This window comes from Cryobacterium sp. MP_3.1 (genome assembly GCF_035984795.1).
Classification (GTDB): Bacteria; Actinomycetota; Actinomycetes; order Actinomycetales; family Microbacteriaceae; genus Cryobacterium; species Cryobacterium zongtaii.
On sequence record NZ_JAXCHV010000001.1, the window covers coordinates 72832 to 88241 of the forward strand.

Annotated in this window: 12 protein-coding genes; 7 read left to right on the top strand and 5 right to left on the bottom strand. The window is 66.5% G+C overall.

The window, feature by feature from the left end:
• Positions 1 to 172: 172 nt before the first annotated feature.
• Positions 173 to 2251 carry a DNA gyrase/topoisomerase IV subunit B gene (locus RCH12_RS00350; RefSeq protein ID WP_207795522.1) on the top strand — a complete coding sequence of 693 codons (2079 nt, stop codon included), beginning with the start codon at positions 173 to 175 and terminating at the stop codon, positions 2249 to 2251.
• A gap of 108 nt (positions 2252 to 2359) precedes the next feature.
• On the opposite strand, the gene RCH12_RS00355 is transcribed toward RCH12_RS00350, so the two are convergent.
• Together RCH12_RS00355 and RCH12_RS00360 are read right to left on the bottom strand one after the other, a co-directional pair.
• The gene (locus RCH12_RS00355; RefSeq protein WP_327015729.1) at positions 2360 to 3067 is read right to left on the bottom strand and encodes an SDR family NAD(P)-dependent oxidoreductase; all 708 of its coding nucleotides are present in this window, start codon (positions 3065 to 3067) and stop codon (positions 2360 to 2362) included.
• 73 nt (positions 3068 to 3140) lie between these two features.
• Positions 3141 to 5627 (bottom strand): DNA gyrase/topoisomerase IV subunit A, encoded by a 2487-nt coding sequence (locus RCH12_RS00360; protein ID WP_103431807.1) that lies wholly within the window; start codon positions 5625 to 5627, stop codon positions 3141 to 3143.
• Between the two features lie 119 nt (positions 5628 to 5746).
• On the opposite strand from RCH12_RS00360, the gene RCH12_RS00365 reads away from it, so the two are divergent.
• A complete protein-coding gene (locus tag RCH12_RS00365; RefSeq protein ID WP_279326949.1) occupies positions 5747 to 6874 on the top strand; it encodes an alkaline phosphatase family protein in 1128 nt (375 codons plus the stop codon).
• 61 nt (positions 6875 to 6935) lie between these two features.
• Here RCH12_RS00365 and RCH12_RS00370 read toward each other — a convergent pair whose 3' ends face one another.
• Positions 6936 to 7532, bottom strand: a complete 597-nt coding sequence (locus tag RCH12_RS00370; protein ID WP_103431809.1) for a DUF3043 domain-containing protein — start codon at positions 7530 to 7532, stop codon at positions 6936 to 6938.
• 39 nt (positions 7533 to 7571) lie between these two features.
• Between RCH12_RS00370 and RCH12_RS00375 the strand changes: the two genes are divergently transcribed.
• The 5 genes from RCH12_RS00375 (at position 7572) to ctaF (ending at position 12816) form a co-directional block, all read left to right on the top strand.
• Positions 7572 to 9008, top strand: coding sequence for a dipeptidase (locus RCH12_RS00375; protein ID WP_103431810.1), 1437 nt, complete (start codon positions 7572 to 7574; stop codon positions 9006 to 9008).
• Between the two features lie 141 nt (positions 9009 to 9149).
• Positions 9150 to 9506 carry an iron-sulfur cluster insertion protein ErpA gene (erpA, locus tag RCH12_RS00380; RefSeq protein WP_088456177.1) on the top strand — a complete coding sequence of 119 codons (357 nt, stop codon included), beginning with the start codon at positions 9150 to 9152 and terminating at the stop codon, positions 9504 to 9506.
• Between the two features lie 259 nt (positions 9507 to 9765).
• Positions 9766 to 10653: an aa3-type cytochrome oxidase subunit II gene (ctaC, locus tag RCH12_RS00385; RefSeq protein ID WP_088456178.1), complete on the top strand. Its 888-nt coding sequence runs from the start codon at positions 9766 to 9768 to the stop codon at positions 10651 to 10653.
• A gap of 3 nt (positions 10654 to 10656) precedes the next feature.
• Complete coding sequence (ctaD, locus tag RCH12_RS00390) at positions 10657 to 12393, top strand: aa3-type cytochrome oxidase subunit I (protein ID WP_088456179.1); 1737 nt, start codon at positions 10657 to 10659, stop codon at positions 12391 to 12393.
• Complete coding sequence (gene ctaF / locus RCH12_RS00395) at positions 12394 to 12816, top strand: aa3-type cytochrome oxidase subunit IV (RefSeq protein WP_088456180.1); 423 nt, start codon at positions 12394 to 12396, stop codon at positions 12814 to 12816.
• A gap of 68 nt (positions 12817 to 12884) precedes the next feature.
• Here ctaF and RCH12_RS00400 read toward each other — a convergent pair whose 3' ends face one another.
• Together RCH12_RS00400 and qcrB are read right to left on the bottom strand one after the other, a co-directional pair.
• Entirely contained in the window at positions 12885 to 13730 is an 846-nt protein-coding gene (locus RCH12_RS00400; RefSeq protein ID WP_327015730.1) for a hypothetical protein, read from the bottom strand.
• A gap of 73 nt (positions 13731 to 13803) precedes the next feature.
• Positions 13804 to 15402: a cytochrome bc1 complex cytochrome b subunit gene (qcrB, locus tag RCH12_RS00405; RefSeq protein ID WP_174776331.1), complete on the bottom strand. Its 1599-nt coding sequence runs from the start codon at positions 15400 to 15402 to the stop codon at positions 13804 to 13806.
• Between the last annotated feature and the right edge of the window lie 8 nt (positions 15403 to 15410).

The window sequence follows — 15410 nt, forward strand, 5'->3', positions numbered from 1 at the left end:
ATACCAATTGAATCCTTACTCACCATGTAAACACGGCCGGGCGTGGATTGGGCCACAGTTGGGTGACATTTCGCTCACCGCGTAGCCTTCCGCGCGGTGGACCCGGCTCGGGGGAGCCTCGCTCGAGTGTCGAACGAGGCTGCAGGCATCCGGGTCGCTATTCTTAACAGTTGTGAGTTCTGACTATTCCGCCCGCCACCTCTCGGTCCTCGAAGGCCTGGACGCGGTGCGCAAACGCCCCGGCATGTACATCGGATCGACCGACTCCCGTGGGCTCATGCACTGCCTCTGGGAAATCATCGACAACTCGGTCGACGAGGCGCTCAGCGGGCACGGGTCATCGATCGGCATCGTGCTGCATCCCGATGAAAGCGTCGAGGTCAGCGACACGGCGCGCGGAATCCCGGTCGACATCGAACCGAAGACCGGACTCTCCGGTGTTGAGGTGGTCTTCACCAAGCTGCACGCCGGCGGCAAGTTCGGCAGCGGCTCCTACGCGGCGTCCGGCGGCCTGCACGGTGTCGGCGCATCGGTCGTGAACGCCCTGTCCGAGCGCCTCGACGTCGAGGTCGACCGCGACGGCAAAACCTGGGCGATGTCCTTCCACCGTGGCGAGCCCGGTGTGTTCGCCGACACCGGCGAGAAGAGCCCGGATGCGCCGTTCACGCCGTTCGAGAACAAGAGCGAACTGCGCGTGGTCGGCAAGGTTCGCAAGGGTGTCACCGGCACCCGCATCCGCTACTGGGCCGACCGGCAGATCTTCACCAAGGGCGCCACCTTCCAGACCGAGGACCTGATGGGCCGGGCCCGCCAGACGGCGTTCCTGATCCCGGGCCTGACCATCGACATCGACGACCGGCGGAGCGCCGTGCCCATCGCGGAGTCGTTCACCTTCGCCGGCGGCATCTCCGAATTCGTGGACCACCTCGCCGTCGACACGCCGATCACCGACACCTGGCGGCTGACCGGCGCCGGGAGCTTCACCGAAACGGTGCCGGTCCTCACCGACACGGGCGCGATGATCCCCACCGAGCTCGTCCGGGAGTGCCAGGTCGACATTGCCCTGCGTTGGGGCACCGGTTACGACACCGTCATCAAGAGCTTCGTCAACATCATCGCCACGCCCAAGGGCGGCACCCACCAGGCGGGTTTCGACGCGGGCATGCTCAAGTTCCTGCGGGCGCAGGTCGAGCAGAACGCCCGGCGGCTCAAGGTCGGCTCCGACAAGCTCGAGAAGGACGACATCCTTGCCGGGCTCACCGCGGTGCTCACCGTGCGGCTGCCAGAGCCGCAGTTCGAGGGCCAGACCAAGGAGGTGCTCGGCACCCCCGCGGTGCGCGCCATCGTGGCCGCGGTGATCAACAAGACCATGACCGAACGGTTCACCTCGACCAAGCGGGACGACAAGACCCAATCGGCCGTGGTGCTGGACAAGATCGTGGCCGAGATGAAATCCCGCATCTCCGCCCGCGCCCACAAGGAGACCCAGCGGCGCAAGAACGCCCTGGAAAGCTCCTCGTTGCCGGCGAAGCTGGTGGACTGCCGCAGCAACGATGTGGCCCTGAGTGAGCTGTTCATCGTGGAGGGTGACTCGGCGCTCGGCACCGCGAAGTTGGCCAGGGACAGCGAACATCAGGCGCTGCTGCCTATCAGGGGCAAGATCCTCAATGTGCAGAAGGCGTCGGTCTCCGACATGCTCTCCAACCTGGAGTGTGCCTCGATCATCCAGGTCATCGGCGCCGGCTCCGGCCGCAGCTTCGACCTGTCCGCCGCCCGCTACGGCAAGGTCATCATCATGGCGGATGCCGACGTCGACGGTGCGCACATCCGCACGTTGCTGCTCACCCTGTTCTTCAGGTACATGCGCCCGATGATCGAAGCCGGCCGGATCTTCGCGGCCGTGCCCCCGTTGCACAGGGTCGTCGTGATGAACCCGGGCAGCAAACCCAACGAGACCATCTACACCTATTCCGAAGCAGAGCTGCAGGGTGTGCTCGCGGCGCTCAAGAAGAGCGGCAAACGCTTTCAGGACCCCATCCAACGGTACAAGGGACTGGGCGAAATGGATGCCGACCAGTTGGCCACCACCACGATGGAACGGGCCCACCGCACTCTGCGCCGGGTCAGGGTCGCCGACGCCGAAATGGCCGGCAAGGTCTTCGAACTGCTGATGGGCAACGACGTCGCCCCGCGCAAGGAGTTCATCATCGAAAGCTCCGACAAGCTCAGCCGCGACCGCATCGACGTCTGACCGGGCCCGACTGTTCCCGAAGCGGACTTCTGCGTCCGGTGTGCCGGACGCAGAAGTCCGAATGGGCAACAGTTACGGGCGTGAGCCGGGCCGCGTCGGGGGCCGCGGTCAGCGTGGCGCGGCGGTGAAGACGGTGCTGGGCAGATCCCGGTCGCCGTCGGCGAGGCCCCGAACAATTCGGGTGCACACGGCCACGGGGTCGAGGCCGATGGGCAAGGGCGGCGCCGTGCCGCTGATCGGATGGCTGGACAGCGCCGTCTCGGTGTGCCCGGGCCGCGCGTCGATGACCCGGATGCCCGCCCGCCGCAGTTCCCGGCCGGCCGCAGTGCCGAAGGCGGCCAGGGCTGCCTTGGACGCCGAGTATGCCGCGAGATTGGCGGTCGGGCTCTCACTGACCACCCCGCTGAGGGTGAGGAAGAACGGTGCGCGGCCGGCGGCGGCCGAGGCCGCGAGCGGCCCGTGGGCGGCCTGCAGCAGCAGCATGGGCGCGGTGGTGTTCACGGCGAAGAGCCGGGCGATGGTGTCTCCGGTCAACTCAGAAGCGGGGCCGAAGGCGACGACACCCGCGGCGACCACGATCCCGTCAAGGTGGCCGGTCACCGTGACCGCCACGTCGACGAGGCGCCGGACGGCGGCGGGATCGGTGAGGTCCGCGGCGATGACGGCGCCGGGCAGTCCGAGTTCGGCGATGGCGGCGGGGTCACGGGCGCTGAGCACCAGGGTTGCTCCGGCGTCGGACAGCTGCCGGGCGATCTCCCGGCCGAGTCCGCCCGTGGCGCCGACGACGAGGATTGTGGAACCGTGGAGTTCGGGCATGTTTCACCCTACTGCGGGCGTCCCGACCGTGGCTGAAACACGGTCAGGAAACGAACGGCGCTCGGAGAGCCCGTCAGCCGATACCCGAACCGATCGAGCCGACGACGGCGTCCAACATGGTCCCGGAAGCGTCGCGTCGCGCCCCGGTGTCCGGCAGGGTCCGGGGAGAGCCCTCGACGCCGAGTGCGCGGGCGGGTGCCGCGCCCACCCAGGCCACAGCGAGGACGTCTTCGCCCTTGAGGAAGCGGTGCGAGCGCACCCCACCGGTGGCTCGGCCTTTGGCGGGGAACTCGGTGAAGGCCGACACCTTGGCGCTGCCTGGATCCGTTCCCGGCAGGGTCTGGCTTCCGGAGGCGATCGTCGCCACCACGGCGTCCTCGGCGGCGTCGGCCGGCAGGCTCGTGAAGAACACCACCCGGGCGTCCGGGCCCAGCTTGATGCCCGCCATCCCGCCGGCCGTCCGGCCCTGCGGGCGCACCGTCGATGCGGGGAACCGCAACAGCTGGGCATCGGAGGCGACGAAGACCAGCTCGTCGTCCTCCGCACCCTGGACGGCGCCGACGACCTCGTCTCCGGCCTTGAGCGCGATGATCTCGAAGTCGGGCTTGTTCGCCCAGTCGTTCGGGGTGACCCGCTTGACGATGCCCTGCCGGGTGCCGAGCGCGATGGCGCGTTCGCTGTCCAGAGAGACCAGGGCACGGACCACCTCACCGCCGCTGCCCAGCGAGAGGTAGTCGCGCACCCGCACACCGGCCGCCAACTGGATCGAGGTGGGTGGCAGCACGGGCAGGTCGACGGGGGAGAAGCGGATGAGTCGGCCGCGATTGGTCACGGCACCGATCTCCGAACGGCTGGTGGTGTCCAGCGCCGAGAGCACAGCGTCGTGCTTGCTGCGGCGGTGCGCCGGTGTGATGCGTTCGGTCTGGTCGTCGCCGGGCTGCGGTAGGTCCACCCTGGCGATGCGGCCCGTGCTGCTCAGATAGACCCGGGTGGGGGAGTCTGAAACCTCCAGCACGGCCGTCTTCCGCGCCGAGGCGCCGGCGATGCTCGGACGTGCCTCGGTGAGCAGCGTGCGTCGCGGGGTGCCGAACCTGTCGGAGATGGTGGCCAGCTCGTCGGAGACCAGAGTGCGGATGGCCTGCTTGCTGGCGAGCAGGGCTTCCAACTCCTTGATCTCGGCGAGCAGCTGGTCTCGCTCAGTTTCCAATTCGATGCGGGAGAACCTGGTGAGCCGGCGCAGCCGCAGCTCGAGGATGTACTCGGCCTGCAGCTGGCTGAGGTCGAACACGTCGATGAGCCGGGTGCGGGCCTGCTCGGTGTCGTCGCTGGCGCGAATCACCTGGATGACCTCGTCGATGTCGAGGATCGCGATGAGCAGGCCCTCGACCAGGTGCAGGCGTTCGCGGCGTCGGGCCAGCCTGTACGCGGAACGCCGGGTGACGACCTCGACGCGGTGGTTGACGTACACCTGCAGCAGTTCGACCAGGCCCAGCGTCTGCGGACCGCCGTCGACGAGAGCGACGGCGTTGATGTTGAAGGAGTCCTCCAGCGGGGTCACCCTGTACAACTGCTCGAGCACGGCCTCCGGGCTGAAACCGGTCTTGATGCCGATCACCAGGCGCAGACCCTTGGTGCGGTCGGTGAGGTCGGTGACGTCAGAGATGCCGCTGAGCTTCTTGGAGTTGACGCCGTCCTTGATCTTCTCGATCACCCGTTCGGGTCCGACCAGGTAGGGCAGCTCGCTGACGACGAGCCCGGCCTTGCGGGCGGTGATCGCCTCGACCGACACCTTGGCCCTGGTCTTGAAGCTGCCGCGCCCGGTCAGGTAGGCATCCTTGATGCCGGCCAGGCCGACGATGGTGCCGCCGGTGGGCAGGTCAGGGCCCGGCACGAACTCCATGAGCTCGTCGAGGGTCGCACGCGGGTGGGCGAGCAGGTGCCGGGCGGCACCGATGACCTCGACGAGGTTGTGCGGGGCCATGTTGGTGGCCATGCCCACCGCGATGCCGCTGGCCCCGTTCACGAGCAGGTTGGGGTACGCCGCCGGCAGCACGTCGGGCTGGGTGAGCTGATTGTCGTAGTTGGGCACAAAGTCGACGACGTCTTCATCGAGGTGTTCGGTCATCGCCAGTGCCGGTGCCGCCAGGCGCGCCTCGGTGTACCGGGGCGCAGCGGGGCCGTCGTCGAGCGAACCGAAGTTGCCGTGCCCGTCGATGAGCGGTACCCGCAGCGTGAAGGCCTGGGCCATCCGCACCATGGCGTCGTAGATGGCCGTGTCGCCGTGCGGGTGCAGCTTTCCCATCACCTCGCCGACGACGCGCGCCGACTTCACGTGCCCGCGGTCGGGCCTCAGGCCCATCTCGCTCATCTGGTACAGGATGCGGCGCTGCACAGGCTTGAGGCCGTCCCTGGCGTCCGGGAGAGCTCGGGAGTAGATCACCGAATAGGCGTACTCGAGGAACGACCCCTGCATCTCCGTCGACACATCGACGTCTTCGATGCGCTCGGTGGACGCGGCGGGCCCCTGGTTGGCTGACACTGTCTTGTCTGAGCGGCTCATTCGTAGATTCTGCTGTGTGGTGCATGTCGGCGGAACCGGGAGCACCAGGCTGATGCGCACGGACCTGCGCTGAGGAAACCTGCGGCCGGGTCTATGTCAGACTGGGCCAGATGCCCCCTATGTTACCGGTCCGGCCCTTCAGCGCCGTTCGCCTTGCCGACGTTTTGACAAGTTCGCTGGCCTCGCTCCGGTCCCAGCCGAACCCGCTCGGGCTCCCGCCCGCGGGTAAGGCCTTGGTGCTCCTCGCGGACGGTCTCGGGATGAGCAACCTGCGAGCTCGCGCCGGGCACGCCCGGTTCCTCACCTCGCATCTGGCCAAGACCGACGTCGTTGACGGGGTGTTCCCGGCCACGACCGCCGCGGGCATCGCCTCGCTGACCACCGGGGTCGCGCCGGGCACCCACGGGCTGGTCGGCTACAAGGTGCTCGACGCGGCCAACGACAGGGTCGTCAACCAGCTCACGGGCTGGGACGAGCGGATGGAGCCGCACAGCTGGCAGAACCAGCCGACGGTCTTCGACACGGCCGCGGAGACGGGGATCCCCAGCTTCGCCGTCGGCCCCAAGAGGTTCACGGATTCCGGCTTCAGCCGGGCCGTGCTTCGCGGTGCCGGCTACGTGCCGGCCGAGACCATCGGCGCGCGGTTCGACGCGGCGCGGGCGATTTTCGACGCCGAACCTACGGCCCTGATCTACCTGTACGTGCCCGAACTGGACATCAACGCGCACGCCCACGGCTGGGAATCCGCGAGGTGGTTGGCGCAGCTGGAAAACCTCGACGCCGAAACGGCCCGGTTCGCCGCCACCCTGCGCCCGGACGAGGCCATGATCGTCACGGCCGACCACGGCGTCGTGGATGTTCCGGCGGCCAAGCAGGTCCTTTTCGACACCGTGCCGGACCTCGTCGCCGGGGTGCGCCACATCGGCGGTGACCCGCGCTGCCTGCAGCTGTACACCGAGGCCGGCGTCGACGCCGACGCGCTGGCCGAAACCTGGCGTGCCGTCGAGGGCGAACGCGCCTGGATCTTCACCCGGAGCGAGGCCGTGGCCGCGGGACTGTTCGGTGCGGTGCGCGACGACGCCGCGGCACGGATCGGCGACGTCATCGTGGCCGCCCGGAAGCTGATCGCGTACTACGACTCCCGGGAACCCAATCAGTCCGCGCGCAGCATGGTCGGCCAGCACGGCTCCCTGACCGATGAGGAACTGCGTGTACCGGTCATCAGGTTGGGCGCATACCGGCGTTGACCCGATGCACGCAAAAACCCCTCGGAGCCGGCTCCGAGGGGTTTTTTCGTGTTGTCGTGGATCAGGCCGGGTACTGGCCGCGCTTCACCTGGGGCTTCGGCAGGCGCATGACCCGCAACTGCAGGGCTCGCATGGCCGCATACCAACGGACCTTCTCGGCCCGGTCGGCGCCGAACTTGGCCTCGACCTTCTTGGTGAGGATGAAACCGAGCACTATGCAGTCCGCGATCGCGACCAGGAAGAAGGCCCAGAGAGCGAGGATGCCATACGTCTGAACTGACGGATCCGGGAAGAAGGTGAGCAGGATGACCAGGAACATCACCGGGATCATGAACTCGCCCACGTTGAATCTGGCGTCGATGTAGTCACGGGCGAAACGCTTCTGCGGTCCACGCTCGCGCACTGGGAGGTACTTGTCGTCACCGGCGGCCATGCCCAGACGAGCCCTCTCACGGGCCTCGGCGGACTTCGCCCGCGCCTGCTTGGCGGCCAGTTTGCGGTCGTCCGGAACCAACGGGCGTTTGTTCGCGGCCTCCTGCACACGGCGGCTCGGCGTGGGCTGGCCCTTGCGCGTCGACTGACCGGCCAGACGGGACTTCGTCTCGTCGGCGGATTCGATCGACGGTTCTGCGCCGGGATTTACAGGTTGCTTAGCCACATCAGTTCCTTGCAGTTAGGTTGCCTTAAGATTACTCGCATGACGGATACCGCGGACACAGCAGCAGCAACCACCCAGCAAGTCGCAGCACACTCCCGTGAATCGGCGCTGCGGAACGCCGTCGAACGCGAGCTCCCGCGGACGGTCGCCGACCTGTGCGCGCTCGTGCGGATCCCCTCGGTGTCCTGGGCCGCATTCGATCGCGATCACGTGCGCGCCAGCGCCGACGCCGTCGCCGAGCTGGTGCGGGAGATCGGGATCTTCGACACCGTCACGGTCACGCAGGCCGGCATCCCCGGTACCGACGAACTCGGACAGCCCGCCATCCTCGCGACCCGCCCGGCCAAGAACGGCCGCCCCACGGTTCTGCTTTACGCCCACCACGACGTGCAGCCTCCCGGGCTCGACGACGCGTGGGACTCGCCGCCCTTCGAACCGACCCTGCGCGGGGACCGCCTGTACGGCCGCGGCGCCGCGGACGACAAGGCCGGCGTGATGGCGCACGTCGCCGCATTGCGCGCACTGCTCGCGGCCACCGACGGGGACCTCGACCTCGGCCTGGCCCTCTTCATCGAGGGCGAGGAGGAATTCGGCAGCCGCTCCTTCGCCACTTTCCTCACCGAGAACCGGGAGGCGCTCCGCGCCGACGCTATCGTCGTCGCCGACTCGAACAACTGGGACATCGACACTCCTGCCATCACCATCGGGCTGCGCGGCAACGTGACCTTCAGGCTCACCGTGAGCACGTTGGCGCACGCCTCGCACTCCGGAATGTTCGGCGGCGCCGTACCGGACGCCATGATGGCGACCATCAAGCTGCTGGGCACCCTGTACGCCGCAGACGGGTCCGTGGCGATCAGCGGTCTGACCAGTCACGACGCGCCGACGCCGCCGTACGATGAATCCGCGCTGCGAGCGGAGACCGGCCTGCTCGACGGAGTCTCCCCGATCGGACACGGATCCATCCTCAGCCGCATCTGGTCCCAGCCCGCGCTGACGGTGACCGGAATCGACGCTCCCACCGTCGCCAATGCGTCCAACACCCTGACGCCCGCGGTCAGCGTGCAGATCAGCGTGCGCATCGCGCCCGGCCAGTCCGCCAGGGAAGCTGCCGGCGTGATCGAGGCGCATCTGCGTGCACACGCACCGTTCGGGGCCCACCTCGCCATCGACGACCTGGACACCGGAGAACCGTTCTTGGTCGACACCGGCGGGTGGGCCGTGGCGGAGACCCGCCTGGCCATGACGGCCGGCTGGGGCGTGGAGCCCGTCGACATCGGTGTGGGCGGGTCGATCCCGTTCATTGCGGACCTGGTCCGGGAGTTCCCGGAAGCGCAGATCCTCGTGACCGGTGTCGAAGACCCGGATTCCCGGGCGCACAGCCCCAACGAGTCGCTGCACCTGGGCGTCTTCAAGCGGGCCGTGCTCAGTGAGGCCTTCCTCCTGGGCCGCCTGAACGACCGCACCGGCCACTGACCCCACCACTGGGCCTGAGACGGCGTCCGCGTCATCAGCCCGCTCACGGCCCGGGCGGATACACTAGGTACAGATTCGCCGGCGGACCCCATGTGCGTGGGATGCTCACCGACGCGAAACCGGATAATACCGAGGAGCACCATGACCGACACGATCGAAACCAGCACCATTGCCCACGGCGTCGGTCTCACCGACGTCGCCGCCGCGAAGGTGCGCAGCCTGCTCGCCCAGGAAGGCCGCGAAGACCTTCGACTGCGCGTCGCCGTGCAGCCCGGCGGCTGTTCAGGCCTGATCTACCAGTTGTACTTCGACGAGCGCACCCTCGAGGGTGACGCCGTCATGGACTACGACGGTGTCGAGGTCGTCGTCGACAAGATGAGCGTCCCGTATCTCGAGGGTGCGTCCATCGACTTCGAGGACACCATCCAGAAGCAGGGCTTCACCATCGACAACCCGAATGCCGGCGGCAGCTGCGCCTGTGGGGACTCCTTCAACTAACGCGCGATCATAAAAAAAGGAGACCGTCCACTGGATGGTCTCCTTTTTGCATACCCGGGTCGGGTCCCACCGTCGTCGGCGCTTCTGCCTCAAAACCGCTCAGGACGGGCCCTTCGACCCTGTTGTCATTCCCCGATCGGAGCGGAGAATTGCGACGGGTCCGTCGCTCGTGCACTCGGGTGCGACCGGCGCGGAGTAAGCTAAAGATGATAAACGCACTTCCTGTGTAGTGCCTTCACGTCTTTCCGAAAGGTCACCGGTGCTCAAAAACCGCCGTCTCCGATGGGCCGTCATACCGGTCGCAGCAACGCTAGCCATTGTCCTCGCCGGATGCACCCAGGCTCAGCTCAACGGGTACCTGCCCGGTTTCGAGGAGGGCGAGTCCCCGGTAACCAACAACACCGAGCGTGTGTCCGGTCTGTGGACCACCTCATGGATCGTGCTGCTCATTGTCGGCCTGATCACCTGGGGCCTCACGATCTGGTCCGTCGTCGTCTACCGTCGGCGCAAGGGCCAAACCGGACTCCCGGTGCAGCTGCGGTACAACATGCCGATCGAGATCTTCTACACGATCGTCCCGCTCATCCTCGTGCTGGGCTTCTTCGCCTTCACGGCTCGGGACCAGAACGCCATCGAGGCACGGTTCGACGAGCCTGACCTGCAGATCGAAGCGATCGGCAAGCAGTGGGCCTGGGACTTCAACTACGTCACCGACGATGTCTTCACTCAGGGGATTCAGGGACAGCCCGACCTCGAGGGTGAGAAGGGCGCGCTGGTCGAGTCCGAGATCCCCACGCTCGTCCTGCCGGTCGGCAAGAAGATCGAGATCGCGCTGGAAGCGCGCGACGTCATCCACTCCTTCTGGGTCATCGACTTCCTCTACAAGAAGGACATGATCCCGGGTAAGACCAACTACATGTCGGTCATCCCCGAACGCGTCGGCACCTACGCCGGCAAATGCGCCGAGCTCTGCGGCGAGTACCACTCGTTGATGCTCTTCAACGTGGAGGTCGTCTCCGAGGCCGACTACGAGGCCTATGTCGACTCCCTGCGCGCCGCCGGCAACGACGGCCAGGTCGACAGCGAATACGACCGCAACTTGAACCAACCAGGCACCGATGCCCCGACGGCTGAGGAAGGCAACTAGACCATGAGCACCACCACAGCTCCCGCCGGCGCTCCGGCAGCGTCCTCGGCCGCCCGGCCGACCGGCGTTGACCGCAAGGGCAACATCGTCGTTCGGTGGATCACCTCCACCGACCACAAGGTCATCGGGTACATGTACCTGATCACCTCGTTCATCTATTTCTGCCTCGGTGGGGTGATGGCGCTCGTGATGCGCGCCCAGCTCTTCGAACCCGGACTGCAGATCGTGCAGACCAAGGAGCAGTACAACCAGCTCTTCACGATGCACGGCACCATCATGCTGCTGATGTTCGCGACACCACTGTTCTTCGGCTTCGCGAACGCGCTGATGCCGCTCCAGATCGGTGCACCCGACGTCGCGTTCCCGCGACTCAACGCGTTCTCCTTCTGGCTGTTCTTCTTCGGCAGCCTGATCGCGGTCGGCGGCTTCCTCACCCCGCAGGGAGCGGCGTCGTTCGGCTGGTTCGCCTACCAACCGCTGGCGAGCACGACGTTCTCGCCAGGGGTCGGCGGTAATCTGTGGATGGTCGGCCTGGGGCTCTCGGGCTTCGGCACGATCCTCGGTGGCGTGAACTTCATCACCACCATCATCACCATGCGTGCCCCCGGCATGACGATGTTCCGGATGCCGATCTTCACCTGGAACACCCTCGTCACCTCGCTGCTGATTCTGATGGCGTTCCCGGTTCTCGCCGCCGCCATGCTCGCGGCCGCCAGCGACCGGATCTTCCTCTCGCACATCTACGACCCGGCCAATGGTGGTGCCATCCTCTGGCAGCACCTGTTCTGGTTCTTCGGTCACCCCGAGGTGTACATCATCGCCCTGCCGTTCTTCGGCATCGTGTCCGAGGTGTTCCCGGTCTTCAGCCGGAAGCCGATCTTCGGGTACAAGACCCTGATCTACGCGACCATCTCCATCGCGGCGCTGTCCGTGACGGTGTGGGCGCACCACATGTACGTGACCGGCTCGGTCCTGTTGCCGTTCTTCTCCCTGATGACGATGCTCATCGCGGTTCCGACCGGCGTGAAGATCTTCAACTGGATCGGCACGATGTGGCGGGGTTCGCTCACCTTCGAGACCCCCATGCTCTGGGCCATCGGCTTCCTCATCACCTTCACCTTCGGCGGACTGACCGGCGTCATCCTGGCCTCACCGCCGCTGGACTTCCACGTGTCAGACACCTACTTCGTGGTTGCCCACTTCCACTACGTGGTCTTCGGCACGGTCGTCTTCGCCATGTTCAGCGGGTTCTACTTCTGGTGGCCCAAGTGGACCGGCAAGATGCTCAACGAACGCCTCGGCAAGTGGCACTTCTGGCTCCTGTTCATCGGTTTCCACACCACCTTCCTCGTGCAGCACTGGCTCGGCGTGGTGGGCATGCCCCGCCGTTACGCGTCCTACCTGCCCGACGACGGGTTCACCTGGATGAACCAGCTCTCGACCGTCGGCTCGATGATCCTCGCGATCTCGATGATCCCGTTCTTCCTGAACGTGTACGTCACCGCCCGAACGGCTCCGAGGGTCACAGTGAACGACCCGTGGGGCTACGGCGCCTCCCTGGAGTGGGCGACGTCCTGCCCGCCGCCGCGCCACAACTTCACGTCGATCCCGCGTATCCGCTCCGAGCGTCCCGCATTCGACCTGAACCACCCGGAGGTCGGTATGCCCGTCGGCATCGGTCCGGCAAAGGACGCCCCGGATGCTCCCACCTATGACGCAGGATCGGAAAAGGTTAAGTAGATGAAAGCCAATGTCAACCTCTACTGGATCCTGACCGGATTCCTCGCGCTGGTAGCAGTCGCGTACGTCGTGTGGGGCCTCGTCGATCCGAGCCAGGGTCGAATCGAGTGGGTCGGAGCCTTCGCGATCTCCCTCTGCGCCCTGCTCGTGGCGTTCATCGCGTTCTACCTCTCTCGCGTCTACAAGGCGCAGGGCGGCGAACTTCCCGAAGACATGCTCGACGCCAACATCGATGACGGCGACCCCGAGCTGGGCTTCTTCAGCCCGTGGAGCTGGTGGCCGATCATGCTCGCGGCCAGCGCGGCACTGTTGTTCCTGGGACTGGCCGTTGGCTTCTGGATCTCCTTCATCGCCGTCGGCATCGGCGTGATCAGCCTCGTCGGCTGGGTCTACGAGTACTACCGCGGACTCTTCGCCCGCTAGGCCCCCGCCACCGCACGACACAGCGCCAGTGACCTTCGGGTCACTGGCGCTGTGTCGTGCAGCGATGCTCAGTCCAGCGAGCGGCGGAACCCGAGGAGCCGGAACGCCACGGTGACCTCGGTCGACCCCGGCGGTCCGGCGGGGTCTCCGGGGTCTGTGGATGAAATGTGGTGCGAGGACGGGCCCATGCCGATGAGGGCGGCCACGTCGTCGGGGGAGAGCACCAGGACCTTGGAGAGGTCTGCCGTGGATTCCAGGTGAAAGCCCGGCGCCAGGCTGGCGACCAGGTCATCGGTCTTGTTCCCGTGCACGTCCAGGGCCAGGCCGGCGGCGCGCAGCTCCTGGAGATGACTGGGGTGCGGCACCACAACGGCGAGGAGTGCTCCGGGAGCCAGGATGCGATGGAACTCGGCCGGATTCCGGGGAGCGAACACGTTGACGGCGACGTCGGCGGCCCCGTCCCGGATCGGCAGCGGCGACCAGACATCCGCGACGAGTCCATCCGTGGTCGAGTGAGGATCGGTCAGACCAGCTCGGACGGTTCGTGCGACCGCGGCCGCTGACAGGTCCATGGCCAGCGCCGCGACGCCCGTGGTAGGAGACGGCGGGGAACCGGGGGAGCGGCCGGCGGAGGCGGCGTGCAGGGCCCCCCGGAGGTAATAGCCGGTGCCGCAGCCGATGTCGATGACTCGGTGCGGGGATTCGGCGGCGACGAGAGCGCTGAGGGCGTCGCGGAGCTCGGTGTACCAGCCGCGTTCCAAGAAGGCGTCGCGGGCGTCCAGCATCCCGGCGGAATCGCCGATGAGTTTGCGTGAACCGACCATGAGGGACGCGAAGCCGCGCCGGTTCGTGTCGAAACGGTGGCCGGTGCTGCAGGCGAGAACCCGGTCGCCGGCCGGGACGAGGTCGCCCAAACAGTTCGGGCACCGCAGCCACTCAGACAGAGTCTGGAGTGGGTGCGGTGCCCGAACCGATTCGGCTGAGGAACTAGTGGTGATCGCCGTGGCTTTCTTCGAGTTCCTTGGTCCCGACCGGGGCAATCCGATCTTCGAAGAACCAGCGGGACAGGCCGGCACGAACACGCTGAACGGGGGACACCTTGCCCTGGGCGTTCGGAGTCAACTCGAGCGGCTTGTAGTTGGTGTAGCTGACCAACTTCCAACGCTCGTACTCGTCGACGGGCTGGTGCACCTCGATGTACTCGCCGCCGGGCAGACGGACGATGCGACCGGACTCGTAGCCGTGCAGGACAATCTCCCGGTCCTTCTTCTGCAGCGCCAGGCACACCCGCTTGGTGATGAAGTAGGCGATGAACGGGCCGAGGATCACGACGGCCTGAAGGGTGTGAATGACACCCTCCATGGTCACCGAGAAGTGCGTGGCGATGATGTCCGAGGACGCCGCCGCCCACAGGCCGGCGTAGAACGTGACACCCGCGGCGCCGATGGCCGTGCGGGTCGGCGCGTTGCGCGGACGGTCCAGGATGTGGTGCTCGCGCTTGTCACCGGTGATCCACGCTTCGAGGAACGGGTACAGCAGGACAACGCCGATGAACATGCCGAGGCCCACCAGGGGGATCAGGATGTTGAACGACCAGGTGCCGCCCAGACCAACCCATTCCAGTCCCGGCGGAATCAACCGGAGGGCGCCGTCGGCAAAGCCGATGTACCAGTCCGGCTGGGTCCCGGCGGACACCGGTGAGGGGTCGTACGGTCCGTAGTTCCAGATCGGGTTGATCGTGAAGAACGATGCCATCAGCATCACGACGCCGAAGACGATGAAGAAGAATCCACCGGCCTTGGCGGCGTAGACCGGGAGAACCGGGTAGCCGACGACGTTCGTGTCCGTGCGGCCCGCTCCGGGGTACTGGGTGTGCTTGTGCACCACGACGAAGAGCAGGTGCAGCGCGATCAAGGCGACGATGATCGCAGGAAGCAGCAGGATGTGAAGCGAATACAGTCGACCGACGATGTCGGTGCCCGGGAACTCGCCGCCGAACAGCAGGAACGAGATCCAGGTTCCGACGACGGGGATGCCCTTGACCATGCCGTCGATGATCCGCAGGCCGTTTCCGGAAAGCAGGTCGTCGGGCAGGGAGTAGCCGGTGAAGCCCTCAGCCATAGCAAGGATGAACAGGACGAAGCCGATCACCCAGTTCAGCTCGCGAGGCTTGCGGAAGGCGCCGGTGAAGTAGATGCGCAGCATGTGGAGTCCGATGGATGCCACGAACAGCAGCGCAGCCCAGTGGTGTACCTGACGCATCAGCAGGCCGCCGCGCACGTCGAAGGAGATGTCCAGCGAGGATGCCATGGCCACCGACATCTCCACGCCCTTGAGAGGCACGTAGGAGCCTTCGTAGTGCACTTCGGCCATCGAGGCCTGGAAGAAGAAGGTCAGGAACGATCCGGACAGCAGGATGATGACGAAGCTGTACAGCGCCACCTCACCGAGCAGGAAGGACCAGTGGTCGGGGAAGATCTTGCGACCCAGTTCCTTGACCGCGGTGGAGATGCTGGTGCGCTCGTCTATGTAGTTCGCCGCGGCGCCGGTGAAGCCACCGGACTTCTTCGACTCGGCGGGTTTCATATCGGTTG

Bases quoted from the DNA above. Each gene is read 5' to 3' on its own strand.
- RCH12_RS00355 (WP_327015729.1), bottom strand. From the start codon at position 3,067: ATGCCCGAACTCCACGGTTCCACAATCCTCGTCGTCGGCGCCACGGGC.
- RCH12_RS00360 (WP_103431807.1), bottom strand. From the start codon at position 5,627: ATGAGCCGCTCAGACAAGACAGTGTCAGCCAACCAGGGGCCCGCCGCG.
- RCH12_RS00365 (WP_279326949.1), top strand. From the start codon at position 5,747: ATGTTACCGGTCCGGCCCTTCAGCGCCGTTCGCCTTGCCGACGTTTTG.
- RCH12_RS00375 (WP_103431810.1), top strand. From the start codon at position 7,572: ATGACGGATACCGCGGACACAGCAGCAGCAACCACCCAGCAAGTCGCA.
- erpA (WP_088456177.1), top strand. From the start codon at position 9,150: ATGACCGACACGATCGAAACCAGCACCATTGCCCACGGCGTCGGTCTC.
- ctaD (WP_088456179.1), top strand. From the start codon at position 10,657: ATGAGCACCACCACAGCTCCCGCCGGCGCTCCGGCAGCGTCCTCGGCC.
- ctaF (WP_088456180.1), top strand. From the start codon at position 12,394: ATGAAAGCCAATGTCAACCTCTACTGGATCCTGACCGGATTCCTCGCG.
- qcrB (WP_174776331.1), bottom strand. From the start codon at position 15,402: ATGAAACCCGCCGAGTCGAAGAAGTCCGGTGGCTTCACCGGCGCCGCG.